The sequence below is a fragment of the Mycobacterium sp. E3251 genome (assembly GCF_001666835.1).
In the GTDB taxonomy this organism is placed as follows: domain Bacteria; phylum Actinomycetota; class Actinomycetes; order Mycobacteriales; family Mycobacteriaceae; genus Mycobacterium.
Map to the genome: position 1 here is coordinate 1 of NZ_LZJF01000119.1, position 15,442 is coordinate 15,442.

Here is a 15,442-nt window from a genome sequence, read left to right on the forward strand (position 1 = left end):
AGCCGCGACCGGAGGCCGGCCGTCGTCAGCACGGCGATCGGCGCGGCGTCGGCGAGAATGAACTCGATCCGCGCCGCGGGCAGCCCCGGATCGAGCGGCAGGTACGCCGCCCCGGTCTTGAGGACCGCCAACATCGCCACGATCGCCTCGGCCGAGCGGTCCATGAGCAGCCCGACGCATTCACCCCGGCCGGCCCCGAGGCCGACCAGCGAGCGCGCCAACCGGTTTGCGGCGCGGATCGAGTTCATTCTCGCCGACGCCGCGCCGATCGCCGTGCTGACGACGGCCGGCCTCCGGTCGCGGCTGGACGGCTGCGGACTTGCGGTTCTCGATGTCGACGATGCCGCCGCGGGTGCCCGGCCCGAGGGCGCGGTGCCGGCGCCGACGGCCGACGACATCGCGTACGTCATCTACACGTCCGGCACCACCGGGACTCCCAAGGGGGTCGCGGTCACCCATCGCAATGTCACGCAACTGTTCGGCCCCCTCGACGCGCCCCTGCCCACGGCGGGCGTGTGGTCGCAGAGCCATTCTTTGGTTTTCGACGTGTCGGTTTGGGAGATCTTCGGCGCGCTGCTGCACGGCGGGCGGGTGCTGGTGGTGCCCGACGCGACGGCCCGCTCCCCGAAGGAGTTGCACGCCCTGCTCGCGGCCGAACAGGTCAGCGTGCTCACCCAGACGCCGTCGGAGGCGGGGATGCTCGCGCCGGAGGGGCTGGACTCGGCCGCCTTGGTGGTGGCCGGTGAGGCCTGCCCGGAAGAGGTGGTGGAGCGGTGGGCGCCGGGACGGACCATGCTGAATCTCTACGGGCCGACCGAGTCCACGATGTGCGTGACGATCAGTGCGCCGCTGGCACCGGAATCGGGCCCACCGCCGATCGGTTCGCCGGTGCCGGGGGCCGCGCTGTTCGTGCTGGACGATTGGTTGCGGCCGGCGCCGACCGGGGTCATCGGGGAGCTGTACGTGGCCGGAGCGGGGCTGACGTACGGCTATCTGCGCCGAGCCGGTCTGACCGCCTCGCGGTTTGTGGCATGCCCCTTCGGGGCGCCCGGGACTCGGATGTATCGCACCGGGGACTTGGTGTGCTGGGGCGCGGACGGGCAACTGCAGTATCTGGGCCGCGCCGACGAACAGGTCAAGATCCGCGGGCATCGCGTCGAACTCGGCGAGGTCCGCACGACCCTGGCCGGGCTGGAGGGGGCCGGACAGGTGGCGGTGATCGCCCGCGAGGACCGTCCCGGGGACAAGCGGCTGGTGGGGTACTTCACCGGGACCGCCGACCCGGCCGGACTGCGGGCGGCGCTGGCCGATCGGCTACCCGCGTACATGGTCCCGGCCGCCGTGGTGAAGCTGGACGGGCTGCCGCTAACGGTCAACGGCAAGCTCGACACCCGGGCGTTGCCGGCGCCGGATTACGGCGACGGTGACCGCTACCGCCCGCCGGCTACGCCGGTCGAGGAGACGCTGGCCGACATCTACGCACAGGTCCTCGGGGTGGGGCGGGTCGGCGTCGAGGAGTCGTTCTTCGACCTGGGCGGGGATTCGCTGTCGGCGATGCGCCTGGTGGCCGCGATCCACGCCGCCCTGGGCATTCACGTGCCGGTGCGAACAGTCTTCGACGCGCCCTCGGTGCGCAGCCTGGGTCAGCAGTTGGACCGGCACGATTTCGCGGCCGGGGACAACACCGCGGCCAGCTTCGCGGCCGTGCACGGCCGCGACGCCACCGAGGTGTACGCCGGCGACTTGACGCTGGACAAGTTCATCGACGCCACGACGCTCGGCGCCGCGCCGGCGCTACCCGGCCCCAGTGTCCAGGTGCGGACGGTCCTGTTGACCGGCGCCACCGGCTTTTTGGGTCGGTACCTGGCGCTGCAGTGGCTCGAACAGCTGGAGCTGGCGGACGGCAAGCTGATCTGCCTGGTGCGCGCCGGCTCCGACGCGCAGGCGCGGCAGCGGCTGGAGGAGACGTTCGACAGCGGCGACCCCCGACTGCTGAGCTACTTCCACGAGCTGGCCGCCGACCATCTCGAGGTCATCGCCGGCGACAAGGGCGCGCCGCGTCTCGGCCTGGACCAGCAGACGTGGCAGCGGCTGGCCGACGCCGTCGACCTGATCGTCGACTGCGCCGCACTGGTCAACGGCGTGCTGCCCTACAGCGAGCTGTTCGGCCCCAACGTGGCCGGCACCGCCGAGCTCATCCGGCTGGCGCTGACCACCAAACTCAAGCCCTACAACTATGTTTCGACCGCAAACGTCGGTGACGGGGTGGATCGGGCGTCGTTCACCGAGGACGCCGACATCCGGGTCATCAGCCCCACCCGAATCATCGACGGCAGCTACTCCAACGGCTACGCCAACAGCAAGTGGGCCGGCGAGGTGTTGCTGCGGGAGGCCAACGACCTGTGCGCGCTGCCGGTCGCGGTGTTCCGCTGCGACATGCTGCTCGCCGGCACCAGTTACGCGGGCCAGCTGAACCTGTCGGACATGTTCACCCGGATGGTGCTGAGCATCGCCGCGACCGGAGTCGCGCCGCGCTCGTTCTACCGCCTCGACGCCGACGGCAACCCGCCGCGCGCGCACTTCGACGCGCTGCCCGTCGAATTCGCCGCCGAAGCGATCACCACGCTGGGCGTGAAGGTGGTCGCCGGGTTCGAGACCTATCACGTGATGAACCCGCACGACGACGGCATCGGCATCGATCAGTACGTGGACTGGCTGATCGAGGCCGGCCATCCGATCGAACGGATCGACGACTTCGGGGAGTGGGTGCGGCGGTTCGAGGCCGCGCTGCACGACTTGCCCGAGCGGCAGCGCCAACACTCGGTGCTCCCACTGCTGCAGTCGCCCGGCACCCGGCAGGTCGAGCCCGGCGAACCGGGTCGCGGGTCGCTCGCGTCGACCGACCGTTTCCGCGCCGCGGTGCGGGAAGCCAAGATCGGCCCGCACAGCGACGATCCGGACATCCCGCGCGTGTCGGCGCCGGTGATCGTCAAGTACGTCACCGACCTGAAATTGCTCGGGCTGCTCTGAGCGCTGCCCGTAAAGACCGTAGCGCCAATGGTTTTCGTGCGGGAGATCGCACCGCGCCCCGTGTTCGGTACACTCAAGTGCTCACTATGACAACAGCCCGCGTGCCCAAGTTGCCGCTCGACGAGGCCACGGCCGCCGCCGACGAAGCGGCCGTGCCGAACTACATGGCCGAACTGAGCATCTTCCAGGTGCTGCTCAACCACCCGCCGCTGGCGCGCGCCATCAACGATCTGCTCGCCACCATGCTCTGGCACGGCGCGCTGGACCCGCGGTTGCGCGAGTTGGTGATCATGCGGATCGGCTGGCTGACCGGATGCGATTACGAATGGACCCAGCACTGGCGCGTCGCCTCGAGGTTGGGCGTCGCCCCCGGCGACCTGCTCGGCGTGCGCGACTGGCAGGCGCACGAGGGGTTCGGCCCCACCGAGCGCGCGGTGCTGGCCGCCACCGACGACGTGGTCCGCGACGGCGCGGTGAGTGCCGCCAGCTGGGCGGCCTGCAAACGTGAATTACAAGGCGACACAACGGTTCTCATCGAACTCGTCACCACGATCGGCGCCTGGCGGATGGTCGCGTCGCTCCTGCACAGCCTGCAGGTCCCGCTCGAGGAGGGCGTGGCGAGCTGGCCCCCGGACGGCCGGTCGCCCGCGGACGCCGTGATCGATTGACATATCGATCGATAGCTCTTTAGCGTCGGGCAATGCGTACCAGAGTCGCCGAAATGCTCGGCGTCGAGTTCCCCATCTGCGCCTTCAGCCACTGCCGCGATGTGGTCGCCGCGGTGACCAATGCGGGCGGGTTCGGCATCCTCGGCGCGGTGGCCCACAGCCCCCACCGGCTCGAGAACGAACTGACCTGGATCGAGGAGCAGACCGGGGGCAAGCCCTTCGGGGTGGACCTGCTGTTGCCGCCCAAGTACGTCGGCGCGGACGAGGGCGGCATCGACGCCAAACAGGCGCGGGCGCTGCTGCCCGAGGAGCACCGCGCGTTCGTCGACGACATCCTCGCCCGCTACGGCATCACCGCGCCGGCCCAGGAGGCGCGGGCCACCGCCGGCGGCCTCAATATCTCGCCCAAGGGTTACGAGCCGTTGCTGGACGTGGCGTTCGCCCACGACATCCGGCTGATCGCCAGCGCGCTCGGGCCGCCGCCTGCGGACCTCGTCGAACGCGCCCACGACCGCGACGTGCTGGTGGCCGCGCTGGCCGGCACCACGCGCCACGCGCAACGGCACGCCGCCGCGGGGGTTGACCTGATCGTCGCGCAGGGCACCGAGGCCGGGGGGCACACCGGCGAGGTCGCCACCATGGTGCTGGTTCCCGAGGTCGTCGACGCCGTGTCGCCGGTCCCCGTCCTCGCCGCCGGCGGCATCGCCCGTGGCCGCCAGATCGCGGCGGCGCTGGCCCTCGGCGCCGAGGGCGTGTGGTGCGGGTCGGTGTGGCTGACCACCGAGGAAGCCGAGACACCACCGGTGGTCAAGGACAAGTTCCTGGCCGCCACGTCCTCGGACACGGTGCGCTCGCGGTCGATGACGGGCAAGCCGGCGCGGATGCTGCGCACGGCCTGGACCGACGAATGGGAACGCCCGGAAAAGCCCGACCCGCTCGGCATGCCATTGCAGACCGCGCTGGTCACCGAACCGCAGGTGCGCATCAACTCCGCGGCCGCGCACCCCGGGGCCAAGGCGCGCGAGCTGGCCACCTACTTCGTCGGCCAGGTCGTCGGCTCGCTCGACCGGGTTCGCCCTACGCGAACCGTGGTCCTCGACATGGTCGAGGAGTTCATCGACACCATTGGCCGGCTCGAGGGCCTCGTCGAGAACTGACGGGGCTTTTGGCCGCAAGCGCCGTTTCGGGTGTGCGCCCACGGCTTTCGGTGTGCGCTCACGGCGGCGACACGCCGACGACCTCCGCCGTGGACGCACATGGACGGCCGCTGCGGCGGGCCTGGGCAAACAAGAGATGAACAATCGGGGCCGACTCGCCGCGACATATCCGCAGTTCAGAGGCTCGAACCTGGCCGAATCCTGTGGGCGCGCCGCCAAAATCCGTAAAGATCGCGAAACGTGACACCGAGGAGTTTGACCCGGTCGGACCCGTCGTGCATTATCGGTCGGGTATGCACCTCGTTAGGTGAGGCGTCTACACGAATACAGGCCACTGACCCCGAACGTCGAAAGACGCCCCGGGTCAGGACAGCTCCTCCCGGCTTAAGGGTTGAGCCCAGGTGGCTTCCGGAATACCGGACACGTCGTGTGGTGCCGAAGCTCTGACGAGAGGGGTGCGGATCTCCGACGGTCGTCGGGTTTTCGCTCCTCATGCTGCGCGCAAATCGCGTGCGGATAACCGCACGCTTTCGTGACCGCGAGGAGGTGAGGGACACATGAGTTCCAGTGACAGTCCGGACCGAAGTCCGAACTCCGTCTCGTCCCGATCCGGTCTCCGGCACGACGTTCTCAGCTGAGCGTCGCAACGCTAAGTGGCTTATCGGCCAAGCGTTCTGGGATCGGAACCGCGACGGGACGGGACACGTCAGTCCAGTTAGTCCCCGTTAGAAATCCCCTCCAGGAGGCGACCATGACCGCAGCTCTGTACGACGAAGTGGTGACCCAAGCGCCCGCCCGCGCGCTGACGGTGGTGCGCGACGTCGAGACGACCCGGGCCCCGGCCCCGAAGAAGGCTCCTAAGAAGACCCCCAGCAAGGCGATCAAGCAGCCCATCCTCGCCGGCGACCCGCTGGTGGAGGGCGCCACCCGCCTGTTGAGCGTCCCCTTGCGGCACTTCTACGCGGCGCTGTGGCGCGTCGGTGTGCTCGAGGTGCAGGCCTGATCCGATGAACAGCGACCAACCGAGGCTCCAAGGGGCTACCCGGCCGCAGGTCTTTCCTGAGGCCAGGTAGCCCCTTGGGGTGCTCCGCCTGAGTAGAATCGACCCACTGGCGTTGATCCGGCATCACCGGGGAGCCTTCGGAAGAACAGCCGGCTTCTTTCTCTGGCCAGCTCAGTAGAACCGAACGGGTGGGCCCGTCACAGCCTCCAACGAGCGGCCACGCGAGAGCGTGGCAAGCGGGGTGGTACCGCGGCGCTCGCGCAGGCAGCGCGTCGTCGTCCCCGGCCTCACCATAGGCACGCAGGAGACGACGCTTTGACAGAAAACGCTGAAGCCAGGGCCTATCCCAAACTGGCGAGCGGCGCACCCGACTTCCCGGCCCTCGAACTCGAGGTCCTCGACTACTGGGCCCGCGACGACACCTTCCGGGCCAGCATCGCCCGCCGCGAGGGCGCCGAAGAATACGTCTTCTACGACGGCCCGCCGTTCGCCAACGGGCTGCCGCACTATGGGCACCTGCTCACCGGCTACGTGAAGGACATCGTCCCGCGGTACCGCACCATGCGCGGCTACAAGGTGGAGCGCCGTTTCGGCTGGGACACCCACGGGCTGCCCGCCGAGCTCGAGGTCGAGCGCCAGCTCGGCATCAGCGACAAATCGCAGATCGACGACATGGGGATCGCCGCGTTCAACGACGCGTGCCGGGAATCGGTGTTGCGCTACACCGACGAGTGGCGGGCCTACGTGACCCGCCAGGCCCGCTGGGTCGACTTCGACAACGATTACAAGACGCTCGACCTGTCCTACATGGAGTCGGTGATCTGGGCGTTCAAGCAGCTGTGGGACAAGGGCCTGGCCTACGAGGGCTACCGGGTGCTGCCGTACTGCTGGCGCGACGAAACCCCGTTGTCCAACCACGAATTGCGCATGGACGACGACGTCTACCAGAGCCGCCAGGACCCGGCGCTCACCGTGGGTTTCAAGGTGGTGGGCGGTGCGCTGGACGGCGCGCACCTGCTGGTGTGGACGACGACGCCGTGGACGCTGCCGTCCAACCTGGCGGTCGCGGTCAACCCGGAGGTCACCTACGTCGAGGTCCGGGCCGGCGACCACCGCTTCGTGCTGGCGCAGCCTCGGCTGGCCGCCTACGCCCGCGAGCTCGGTGAGGAACCCGAGATCCTGAGCACCTCCCTCGGGGCCGACCTGCTCGGCACCCGCTACCTGCCGCCGTTCCCGTATTTCATGGACAGCCCCAAGGCTTTTCAGGTGCTGCCCGGCGAGTTCGTCACCACCGAGGACGGCACCGGCATCGTGCACATGGCGCCGGCCTACGGCGAGGACGACATGGCCACCACCGACAAGGTCGGCATCGTGGCCGTCACCCCGGTCGATTCCAAGGGCCGCTTCGACGCGACGGTCCCGGATTACCAGGGCCAGCACGTCTTTGACGCCAACCCGCACATCATCCGCGACCTGAAGAACGGCACCGGCCCGGCCGCGGCGAACGGCGCGCTGCTGCTGCGGCACGAGACCTACGAGCACCCCTACCCGCACTGCTGGCGCTGCCGCAACCCGCTGATCTACCGGGCGGTGTCGTCGTGGTTCGTCGCGGTCACCGCATTCCGCGACCGCATGGTCGAGCTCAACCAGCAGATCACCTGGTACCCCGAACACGTCAAGGACGGCCAGTTCGGCAAGTGGCTGCAGGGCGCCCGCGACTGGTCGATCTCCCGAAACCGCTACTGGGGCAGTCCCATTCCGGTGTGGAAATCCGACGACCCGGCCTACCCGCGCATCGATGTATACGGCAGCCTGGACGAGCTGGAGCGCGACTTCGGGGTGCGGCCCACCAACCTGCACCGGCCCTACGTCGACGAGCTGACTCGCCCCAATCCCGACGACCCGACCGGCCGCAGCACCATGCGGCGCATCCCCGACGTGCTCGACGTGTGGTTCGACTCGGGCTCCATGCCGTACGCCCAGGTGCACTACCCGTTCGAGAACCGCGACTGGTTCGACACCCACTACCCGGGCGACTTCATCGTCGAATACATCGGCCAGACCCGCGGCTGGTTCTACACGCTGCACGTGCTGGCCACCGCGCTCTTCGACCGGCCATCATTCAAAACCTGTGTCGCGCATGGCATTGTGCTGGGCTCCGACGGGCAGAAGATGAGCAAGTCGCTGCGCAACTACCCGGACGTGTCCGAGGTGTTCGACCGCGACGGCTCCGACGCCATGCGGTGGTTCCTGATGGCCTCGCCGATCCTGCGCGGCGGCAACCTGATCGTCACCGAGCAGGGCATCCGCGAGGGTGTGCGCCAGGTCCTGCTGCCGCTGTGGAACGCCTACAGCTTCCTGGCCCTCTACGCGCCCAAAGTCGGCACCTGGCGCACCGACTCGCGGCAGGTGCTGGACCGCTACATCCTGGCCAAGCTCGCCGAACTGCGCGACAACCTCACCCGGGAAATGGACACCTGCGACATCTCCCGGGCCTGCGAGCAGCTGCGCCAGTTCACCGAAGCGTTGACGAATTGGTATGTGCGCCGGTCGCGTTCGCGGTTCTGGGAGGAAGACGCGGACGCCATCGATACCCTGCACACCGTGCTCGAGGTGACGGCCAGGCTGGCCGCCCCGCTCCTTCCGTCGGTCACCGAGATCATCTGGCGTGGCCTCAGCGGCGGCCGCTCGGTGCACCTGACCGACTGGCCGGAAGAAGGGGTGGTGCCCGCGGACCCCGACCTGGTCGCCGCGATGGACCAGGTCCGCGAAGTGTGCTCGGCGGCGTCGTCCCTGCGCAAGGCCAAGAAGCTGCGAGTGCGCCTGCCGCTGCCGAAATTGACTGTTGCGGTGAATGATCCGCAGCGGCTGGCGCCGTTCACCGACCTGATCGCCGACGAGCTCAACGTCAAGAGCGTCGAGCTGACCGACGCCATCGACACCTACGGGCGGTTCGAGCTCACCGTCAATGCCCGGGTGGCCGGTCCGCGGCTGGGCAAGGACGTGCAGGCCGCCATCAAGGCGGTGAAGGCGGGGGAGGGCGTCGTCAACCCCGACGGCACGCTGAGCGCGGGGCCCGCGGTGCTGCAACCCGAGGAGTACAGCTCGCGGCTGGTCGCCGCCGACCCCGAGTTCACCGCGGCGCTGCCCGACGGGGTGGGGCTGGTGGTGCTGGACGGCACCGTCACCCCGGAGCTGGAGGCCGAGGGTTGGGCCAAGGACCGCATCCGCGAGCTGCAGGAGCTGCGCAAGTCGACGGGCCTGGACGTGTCCGACCGGATTTCCGTGGTGATGTCGGTGCCGGGCGAGCGGGCGGACTGGGCGCGCACGCACCGCGACCTGATCGCCGGTGAGATCCTGGCCACCAGCTTCGAATTCGGCGACCCGGCCGACGGCGCGGACATCGGCGACGGCGTCCGGGTGAGCATCGCCAAGGTCTAGCGGCCGTCAGGGGCACATGAAGGCGATCGGGGGGCACGGGTTGGGCCGGATGCCCTCGACGACCGTCCAGGCTCCCACGTAGTGGTAGTCATGGCAGACGCCCATGTCCCAATTGATCGGCACATCGGAGCGCGGCAGGCTCTGGCCGGGGCACCATTGGTGATTGCCGAACGCATCGGCCGCGGCAGTGCCCGTGGCCAGGCCAAGGCCTGACGCCGCGGCGCTGCTCGACAACAGTGCTATCACGATGGCGCGCTTGAGGGTGCTGGTCATGGACTCTTCCTTTCGTTCGTTCGCGGGGCCCGATTTCCGGGCGACTCAGACGGTTAACCGTCGGATCGGCTACCGATCCCAACCCAAATCCGAGCCGGGAGAGTGATTCCCGGCAGGTCAAACGGGGAGAGCCGGGGCCTTCGATCGGTCATCTGCCCAGTGTGCTCAACCGGACGGTCGCGGCGCATGAGGTGTTCACCCCATTTTTGGGCCCGCACCGGTGCCGGTTCAGGGCGTCGTGATCGAGGCCCGTGACTTGGCGTAAGCCGCGGCGGCTTGGGTGCGGTTGCGGACGCCGAGCTTGGCGAGGATCGAACCGACGTGGCGGTTGGCGGTCTTCGGACTTATGAAGAGGACGGCGGCGATGTCGGCGTCGCTGTGGCCGTCGGCGAGCAATTCGAGCACCTCCCGCTCGCGCTCGGTGAGGCCGTCCGGGTCGGCGATCGTCTTCTTCCGGCGGCTGTCAGGGACACGCCCGGTCAGGGCCGCAAGTCGCTGCGCGGCGCGGCGCGCCGCGGCGCGCGCCCCCAACCGGCGAAACGCATCGCGCGCGTCCTCGACGGCGGCGATGTCTCCGCCCAATTGCGCGACGGCCGCGTCGTACGGGCAGCCGCGCCGGGCCCATTCGGCAGCGGCGACCCGCCAATCCCCGCTGGTTTCAAGGTCGTAGGGCGTATGGCTGTCGCCTCCCGGGGCGCCGTCGACCCGGCCACCGGACAACAGGGCCCACCGGCGCAGGCGACCCACCAGCCAAGGATCCGGCCGGCCGGCCGCGGCCGCGGCGAGACCGGTCTCGGCGTGCACGCGCGCCGCATCGTCGTCACCGGACAGCCACGCCGCTTCGGCGTGGGCCGCCCACACGGCACCAAGACGGAAGAGGTCCCGCGGGTCGGGGTCGCCCAGCGCGTCGTCGAGCAGGTCCGCAACCGATTGCTCGCCCCGTCGCGCGCGGATCAACGCGACGGTGATCAGCGGGAGGATTCGCGCGGTGGAGTTCAGCGCCGGCCAGCTCAACAGGTCCTCGGCGCAGGCCAGGGCGTCGTCCCAGTCGCCGCGGTGCATCCGGACAAGCGCGGCCGCTCCGACCGGAAACGGGTGATAGACGTGGATATCGTGGTCCGCGCAGAACTCCGCGGATTCCGGGGTGTAGGCGTCGGCGCGCTCGAGGTCGTGGTGCAGCGCGGCGGTCCAGGACAGCAGCGCCCCGGCGAGGCCGGCGTTTTCGGCCATCCCGTCGGTCGCCATGCTCTCCCGCCATACCGCCTCGAGCTCCTCCCATCCCCCCTCGGCGCGGACCACGCCGGCCAGCGCCTGGAATATCCGGGCCCTGACCACCGCCGCGGGATCTGACAGCTGGGTGCCCAACGCGATGGCCCGGGACGCATAGTCTTCACCTCCCGCCTCGTAGCAGACGGCGGCAAGCTGAGCCATGTTCACCAGCGACCACGCCAGTTGTGAACAGGGACCTACGGTTTCGAGCAGCCGCAGCGAATCGCGCCCGGCCTCGATCGCTTCCGTCCGGCGTCCCAGCGGCCACAGCATGAAGGACAGCCACTGCAGGTCGTCCCCTTCGGCCAGGGCGTCGCCCATGGCGCGCCGCAGCGCGATCGCCTCGCGAAACGATTGCGCGGCAGCGTCGGTGACGCCCGTGTAGTAGCTGGCGATGGCGTGTTGCTCGAGCCACACGACTTTCTCCGCGTCGGCGACGGTTTCGGCGTAACGCAATGCCATCGCATACAGGTCGGCCGCTTCACGGTGAGCTCCCAAAGCCAACGCTCGACGGGCGGCTGCTGGACCATAGGTGATGACCGCGCCCGCCACCCCCGCCTGGTCAGCGTGAAACGCCAACGCTCCCAGCATTTCCGGGGTCGGGGGGTGATCGGACAACGAGGTGAGCACGCGCTCGTGCAACTCGCGGCGCTGATAGTCGGGAATGATGTCGAGCACGGCGCGGCGCGCCAGCTCGTGACGAAAGCCCACGGTGTCGCTGTCGGCGACGAGAATGCCGGCGCTGACGCACTCGGCAAGCCCGGCGGCCGCGGCGGGGCACACCTTCTGCACGAGCGCAATCCGGGGACGGGCGCCGCACACCGCGGCGGCGTGGGCCGTTTCGCGCCCGGCGTCGGAGATTCGCGCAAGCCTGCCCCACACCGCTTCGAACACGGTGCGCGGCAACGCATCGACGGCGAAGACGTCCGAGCCGGCGGCCAGCACCTCGGTCACGTAGAACGGGTTTCCACCGGTGAGCCGGTGCAGTGCGGCGGCGTTGATGCCGGTGCCCGCGGCCAGCTGGGCCACCCCGGCCGCGCTCAGCGGGGCCAGCGATATCCGGCTCACCGCCTTCGACGTCGCCAGGTCGCCCAGCAGCACGGCCAGGGGATGGTCTTCGCCGATCTCGTCGTGGCGATAGGAAACAAGCAACAGCACGGGCAGCGCCGCGATCCGGCGGGACAGGAAGCGCAGCAGGTCAAGCGTGGCGCCGTCGGCCCAGTGGGCGTCTTCGATCACGCACACCCACGGGCCGCCGCAGGCGAAGAGCGCGAGCAACCGCGCATACACCGATTCGGTGTCGCCCGTGTCGACGGCGGCGCGCATCGCCTCCGCCGGCGCATATGCCGTGCCGGCCAACATGTCCAGTAACGGGCCCAGCGGGCGCGGCGCGCTCAACGGATCGCACCAGCCCTCCAACACCGCCGCCGAGTCGCCCAGCCTGGCGACGAACCGCGCGATGACGGAGGTCTTACCCGCGCCCGCCTCGCCGCGCAGCAAGACCACGCGTCCGCTGCCGCCGGCCGCCGCGCGTCTGAGCCCTGCCAGCTCCCTGAGCACCGCGTCGCGCTCGATCAGCTCATCCGATCCCAAAGCCCGCCGTCCCCTCCGGTGCAGCTACCCGCGGCCTGCGCGAAGGCGCCGCGGGCAAACGTCCAGGCCCGCGCTTCAGAGGGAAGACCGCCGGGGCCAACCGCGGATCGGGCACACCCACTGCGGTCGTCAGCAAACCGTCATCAGCGCGAATGCGCTAGAGCTTAGCCGGGGTTGACCCCGCGCGCCGCGCAACGGTGCGCGACGTGCCGCGGTCGGCCGGCGCCCCCGGGCCGCGCCCACCGGCCCTCGCGACTCAGATCGCCGCGATGATCTCGGCCCGCTTGCGGGTGTAATCGGCATCGGTGATCGCCCCGGCCGCACGCAGCTCCTCGAGCTCCCGCAGGCGCTCGGCGGCCGGGCGTTGCGGCGCGGCGCCCGCGACGATGTCTTCGAGCCGCCGGCCGCCGATGACGATGTTCGGCCCGGCTCCTTGCGGCGCCGGCGCCGCGCCCAGCGCGTCGACGATGCGTTGGCCCGCCTCGTCCTTGGCGATGACGAAGGCATGCGGCAGGCCCGGGATGCGCTGGCCGGAAGCCGCCCGCTGCGCGGCGATCTGCTGCGCCACCCGGCCGCTGTCGCCGTCGATCGGCAGCCACAGCGTGATGATCTGCCGGTCGTCGGGCAGCCCGCGCGCCCTGGCCGACACGTCGTTGCCGGCCTGGGCCCGAAAGCCCGAGCGATCCCACGCCTTGAGCACGTTGCCGGCCACCAGGACTCCGCGGTGCTGCTTGTCTTCGAGCGCGTAGACGCCAGACGCGGTGACGGCCAGGATGAAACTCTTCGGTAGGCCGGTGCCGTTAGGCACGCTTCGCCAATTCACCTCGCCCCCGGCCGACGGATACATCTGCATGGCTTTGGTCGACGTCTGCTCGCATCGCGTGGCCGCCTCAACCGGTTGACGCAGGATTTCCGCCGCCACGGCGGCGGCCTGCTGGTTGAGCGCCGGGTCGTGCTGCGCGCGGGCCCTGAACTTCATGGTCGTTCCTTTCGCGGGTGCCCTCAGGCGATGTTCTGCATCGGTATGCCAGCGAACCGTCCCGGCCGCGCTCCCGATCCCAACAATTCGGCCTCGGTGGCGCCGGCCCCCCGTCTCACCGGGTCTCGTCTTGCCGAAACCGTCGGGCTGAGATGCATTGCGCGACAGCGTCATACCCTTCGTCCAGCGCTACCATTCCCCGATTGGTGGGATGCCAGTTGTCGGGCTTTCCCTCGCCCCCGACGCTCAGGTAGACCAGTTCGCTGTGCTCCAACACCTGCAGGGCCTCGCGCACGGGCGCGACCAGCTTCTTGAAGCTCATGGCTCGCTGGCCGCGGGAGGTGAACTCCGCCCGGCGCAGCACCCATTTGATGAAGTCGTACTGGGTCAGCGGTTTGCCGCGCTTAGGCCCGTCGGGTCCGAATGCGGCCATGAGTTGCGCGGCCAGCTCCTCCGTCGGCGGCAATGCGACCAGGCGGGCGAACTCGGTGTCTCTGGCGCGCCGTGCCTCGGCCCGCGCCGCCTTCAGGGTTCTCAACAATGACACGGCAGTCCTTTCGCGTCCCATTCCCGAGCGCTCGCCAACTACTGTGCGCCAGCGCACCGCCTCGGCGCATGAGGTATTCGCCGCATATTCGGCCTGACGCGAAGAACGCGCGTGGGGGTCGCGGAGAAGAGGTTCCGAAAAAAGTGTCCGCGCCGCCGGGGCTGGCTGCTCCTACCTGTGACGGCGACCCACCGGGGGTCGCGACCACAGTTTGAGGAACACGCCATGAGCACCATCGAAGGCTTCCAGTCGACGACCTTCGCCGCCGACCCATACGACGATCTGACCGTCGCCGAGGCGTGGGCGTCGAGCCCGCTGGGCGACCCCGAGATCGAGGACGGTTCGCTGTCCGAGCCCGTCGAGAGTGCGGACTCCTCGACCGCGAAGCCACGTTCGAGGGCGACAAACGCCCTGGTGGCCGGGGCACTGGTCGGAGCGCTCGGAGCGGTCACCGGGCTCGGCCTGATACTCGTCGACGGGTGGGGCTCCAAGGACCAGAGGCCTGCCGTCGTGGTTCCGAATTCCAGCGTCGGTTCGGTGACGCCGGCGCCCAGCGCCGTTGCGCCGCCGGCCCCGGCGCCCACCCCTCCCGACGCCGAGCACGTCTCGCCCGCACCCGTCAGCGGTGGGGACACACCCGTCGCGGTCGGGCCCGCGCCGGCGCCCGTGGTGGCCCCGGCCGGTCCCCCCGCCCCGGCCGATCCGGGCGCCCCGCCGCCTCCTCCCAACGTGACCGTCAACGTCCCGCCGGTGATCGTGCCCGTGCCCGTGCCGATTCCGGTGCCACCCAAGCAAGGCGGCAGTCAGCAGGGCGGCGGCCAGCCCGCCCCGAGCGGTGGCGGCCACCCCCCGATCGAGTGTTTCGCCTGTCACCCGCCGCAACCGGTCCACCCGCCGCAACCGGTCCACCCGCAGCCGATCCACCCGGAGCCGCTGCAGCATCCCTGAGATCGCCGCCGCTGCGGGCTACGCGCGCGAGCGCAGCGCCCGGTGGGCGTGCGGCCAGAACGGCATACCCGCGACGACCGTCGCGCCGGTGGCGATGAGGCCGACCGCCACGTCGACGCTCTCACGGCCCTCGCGCGCCCAGTAGACATCCTTGAGGTCCAAGAGCAGGGCGAGTTCGTCGACGATCATCGCGTTCGCGGCGCCGTACGCGACGGCCGCTACCGGATGCCGGCGTTGCCTGTCGGTTCCGCGCAGGCCCACGCCGCCCACCGTCGCGAGCATCCCGATGCCGATGTTGTAGTGGTGAAAGTGCCTGCCGCCCATCGACATACCACCACCCGACGGGCCGTGGCCGGCGCGGATCCAGTGCGTGAGCGCCCGCAGTCCGGCGAACGTGAGGGTGAACGACGTCCAGGCCAGCACGGTGGCCTGCTCGCCGGGCTGCAGCCGCTGATCCCATTGATGGCGCAGGCGCTCCCAGCGAGACCTCGACGCGTCGGTGCCGTCAGCCTCCATACCCAACGACGCTAGACC

The 15,442-nt window shown here is 69.9% G+C and carries 11 protein-coding genes, 1 pseudogene and 1 riboswitch; of the genes and pseudogenes, 6 read left to right on the plus strand and 6 right to left on the minus strand.

Features of this window, described 5'->3' with window-relative positions; all coding sequences use genetic code 11:
• Window positions 1-248, minus strand: a 248-nt coding sequence (locus A5697_RS28775; RefSeq protein ID WP_156673298.1) for an AMP-binding protein, incomplete at its 3' end; no start/stop codon positions are given.
• On the opposite strand from A5697_RS28775, the pseudogene A5697_RS13970 reads away from it, so the two are divergent.
• The 5 genes and pseudogenes from A5697_RS13970 to ileS all read left to right on the plus strand — a co-directional run.
• Window positions 232-3,030, plus strand: a pseudogene (locus tag A5697_RS13970) (amino acid adenylation domain-containing protein); the annotation flags it as partial. The gene A5697_RS28775 and the pseudogene A5697_RS13970 overlap by 17 nt on opposite strands.
• An 86-nt stretch (window positions 3,031-3,116) precedes the next feature.
• Window positions 3,117-3,698 carry a carboxymuconolactone decarboxylase family protein gene (locus A5697_RS13975; protein WP_068010989.1) on the plus strand — a complete coding sequence of 194 codons (582 nt, stop codon included), beginning with the start codon at window positions 3,117-3,119 and terminating at the stop codon, window positions 3,696-3,698.
• Window positions 3,699-3,730: 32 nt separating this feature from the next.
• On the plus strand, window positions 3,731-4,855 hold the full coding sequence (locus tag A5697_RS13980) for a nitronate monooxygenase family protein (protein WP_067944619.1): 1,125 nt from the start codon (window positions 3,731-3,733) through the stop codon (window positions 4,853-4,855).
• Window positions 4,856-5,147: 292 nt separating this feature from the next.
• A riboswitch (M-box (ykoK) riboswitch) is annotated at window positions 5,148-5,317 on the plus strand.
• A 289-nt stretch (window positions 5,318-5,606) separates the two neighbouring features.
• Window positions 5,607-5,858, plus strand: coding sequence for an Rv1535 family protein (locus A5697_RS13985; protein WP_068010991.1), 252 nt, complete (start codon window positions 5,607-5,609; stop codon window positions 5,856-5,858).
• A gap of 315 nt (window positions 5,859-6,173) precedes the next feature.
• Window positions 6,174-9,299: an isoleucine--tRNA ligase gene (ileS, locus tag A5697_RS13990; protein WP_068010993.1), complete on the plus strand. Its 3,126-nt coding sequence runs from the start codon at window positions 6,174-6,176 to the stop codon at window positions 9,297-9,299.
• A gap of 6 nt (window positions 9,300-9,305) precedes the next feature.
• Here the strand turns inward: ileS and A5697_RS13995 are convergent, their stop codons facing one another.
• The 4 genes from A5697_RS13995 to A5697_RS14010 all read right to left on the minus strand — a co-directional run bounded on the left by A5697_RS13995 (window position 9,306) and on the right by A5697_RS14010 (window position 13,951).
• A complete protein-coding gene (locus A5697_RS13995) occupies window positions 9,306-9,572 on the minus strand; it encodes a hypothetical protein (protein ID WP_067951411.1) in 267 nt (88 codons plus the stop codon).
• Between the two features lie 228 nt (window positions 9,573-9,800).
• On the minus strand, window positions 9,801-12,434 hold the full coding sequence (locus tag A5697_RS14000; protein ID WP_082953389.1) for an AAA family ATPase: 2,634 nt from the start codon (window positions 12,432-12,434) through the stop codon (window positions 9,801-9,803).
• Window positions 12,435-12,690: 256 nt separating this feature from the next.
• A complete protein-coding gene (locus A5697_RS14005) occupies window positions 12,691-13,413 on the minus strand; it encodes an SHOCT domain-containing protein (RefSeq protein WP_068010994.1) in 723 nt (240 codons plus the stop codon).
• A 115-nt stretch (window positions 13,414-13,528) separates the two neighbouring features.
• Complete coding sequence (locus tag A5697_RS14010) at window positions 13,529-13,951, minus strand: hypothetical protein (protein WP_156673299.1); 423 nt, start codon at window positions 13,949-13,951, stop codon at window positions 13,529-13,531.
• A gap of 234 nt (window positions 13,952-14,185) precedes the next feature.
• Here A5697_RS14010 and A5697_RS27760 point away from each other — a divergent pair, with 234 nt between their 5' ends.
• Window positions 14,186-14,908: a hypothetical protein gene (locus A5697_RS27760; RefSeq protein ID WP_068010999.1), complete on the plus strand. Its 723-nt coding sequence runs from the start codon at window positions 14,186-14,188 to the stop codon at window positions 14,906-14,908.
• 18 nt (window positions 14,909-14,926) lie between these two features.
• Here A5697_RS27760 and A5697_RS14020 read toward each other — a convergent pair whose 3' ends face one another.
• Window positions 14,927-15,424: a hypothetical protein gene (locus tag A5697_RS14020; RefSeq protein ID WP_068011000.1), complete on the minus strand. Its 498-nt coding sequence runs from the start codon at window positions 15,422-15,424 to the stop codon at window positions 14,927-14,929.
• Window positions 15,425-15,442 lie beyond the last annotated feature (18 nt).

Bases quoted from the DNA above. Each gene is read 5' to 3' on its own strand.
- A5697_RS13975 (WP_068010989.1), top strand. From the start codon at position 3,117: ATGACAACAGCCCGCGTGCCCAAGTTGCCGCTCGACGAGGCCACGGCC.
- A5697_RS13980 (WP_067944619.1), top strand. From the start codon at position 3,731: ATGCGTACCAGAGTCGCCGAAATGCTCGGCGTCGAGTTCCCCATCTGC.
- A5697_RS13985 (WP_068010991.1), top strand. From the start codon at position 5,607: ATGACCGCAGCTCTGTACGACGAAGTGGTGACCCAAGCGCCCGCCCGC.
- A5697_RS13995 (WP_067951411.1), bottom strand. From the start codon at position 9,572: ATGACCAGCACCCTCAAGCGCGCCATCGTGATAGCACTGTTGTCGAGC.
- A5697_RS14005 (WP_068010994.1), bottom strand. From the start codon at position 13,413: ATGAAGTTCAGGGCCCGCGCGCAGCACGACCCGGCGCTCAACCAGCAG.
- A5697_RS27760 (WP_068010999.1), top strand. From the start codon at position 14,186: ATGAGCACCATCGAAGGCTTCCAGTCGACGACCTTCGCCGCCGACCCA.
- A5697_RS14020 (WP_068011000.1), bottom strand. From the start codon at position 15,424: ATGGAGGCTGACGGCACCGACGCGTCGAGGTCTCGCTGGGAGCGCCTG.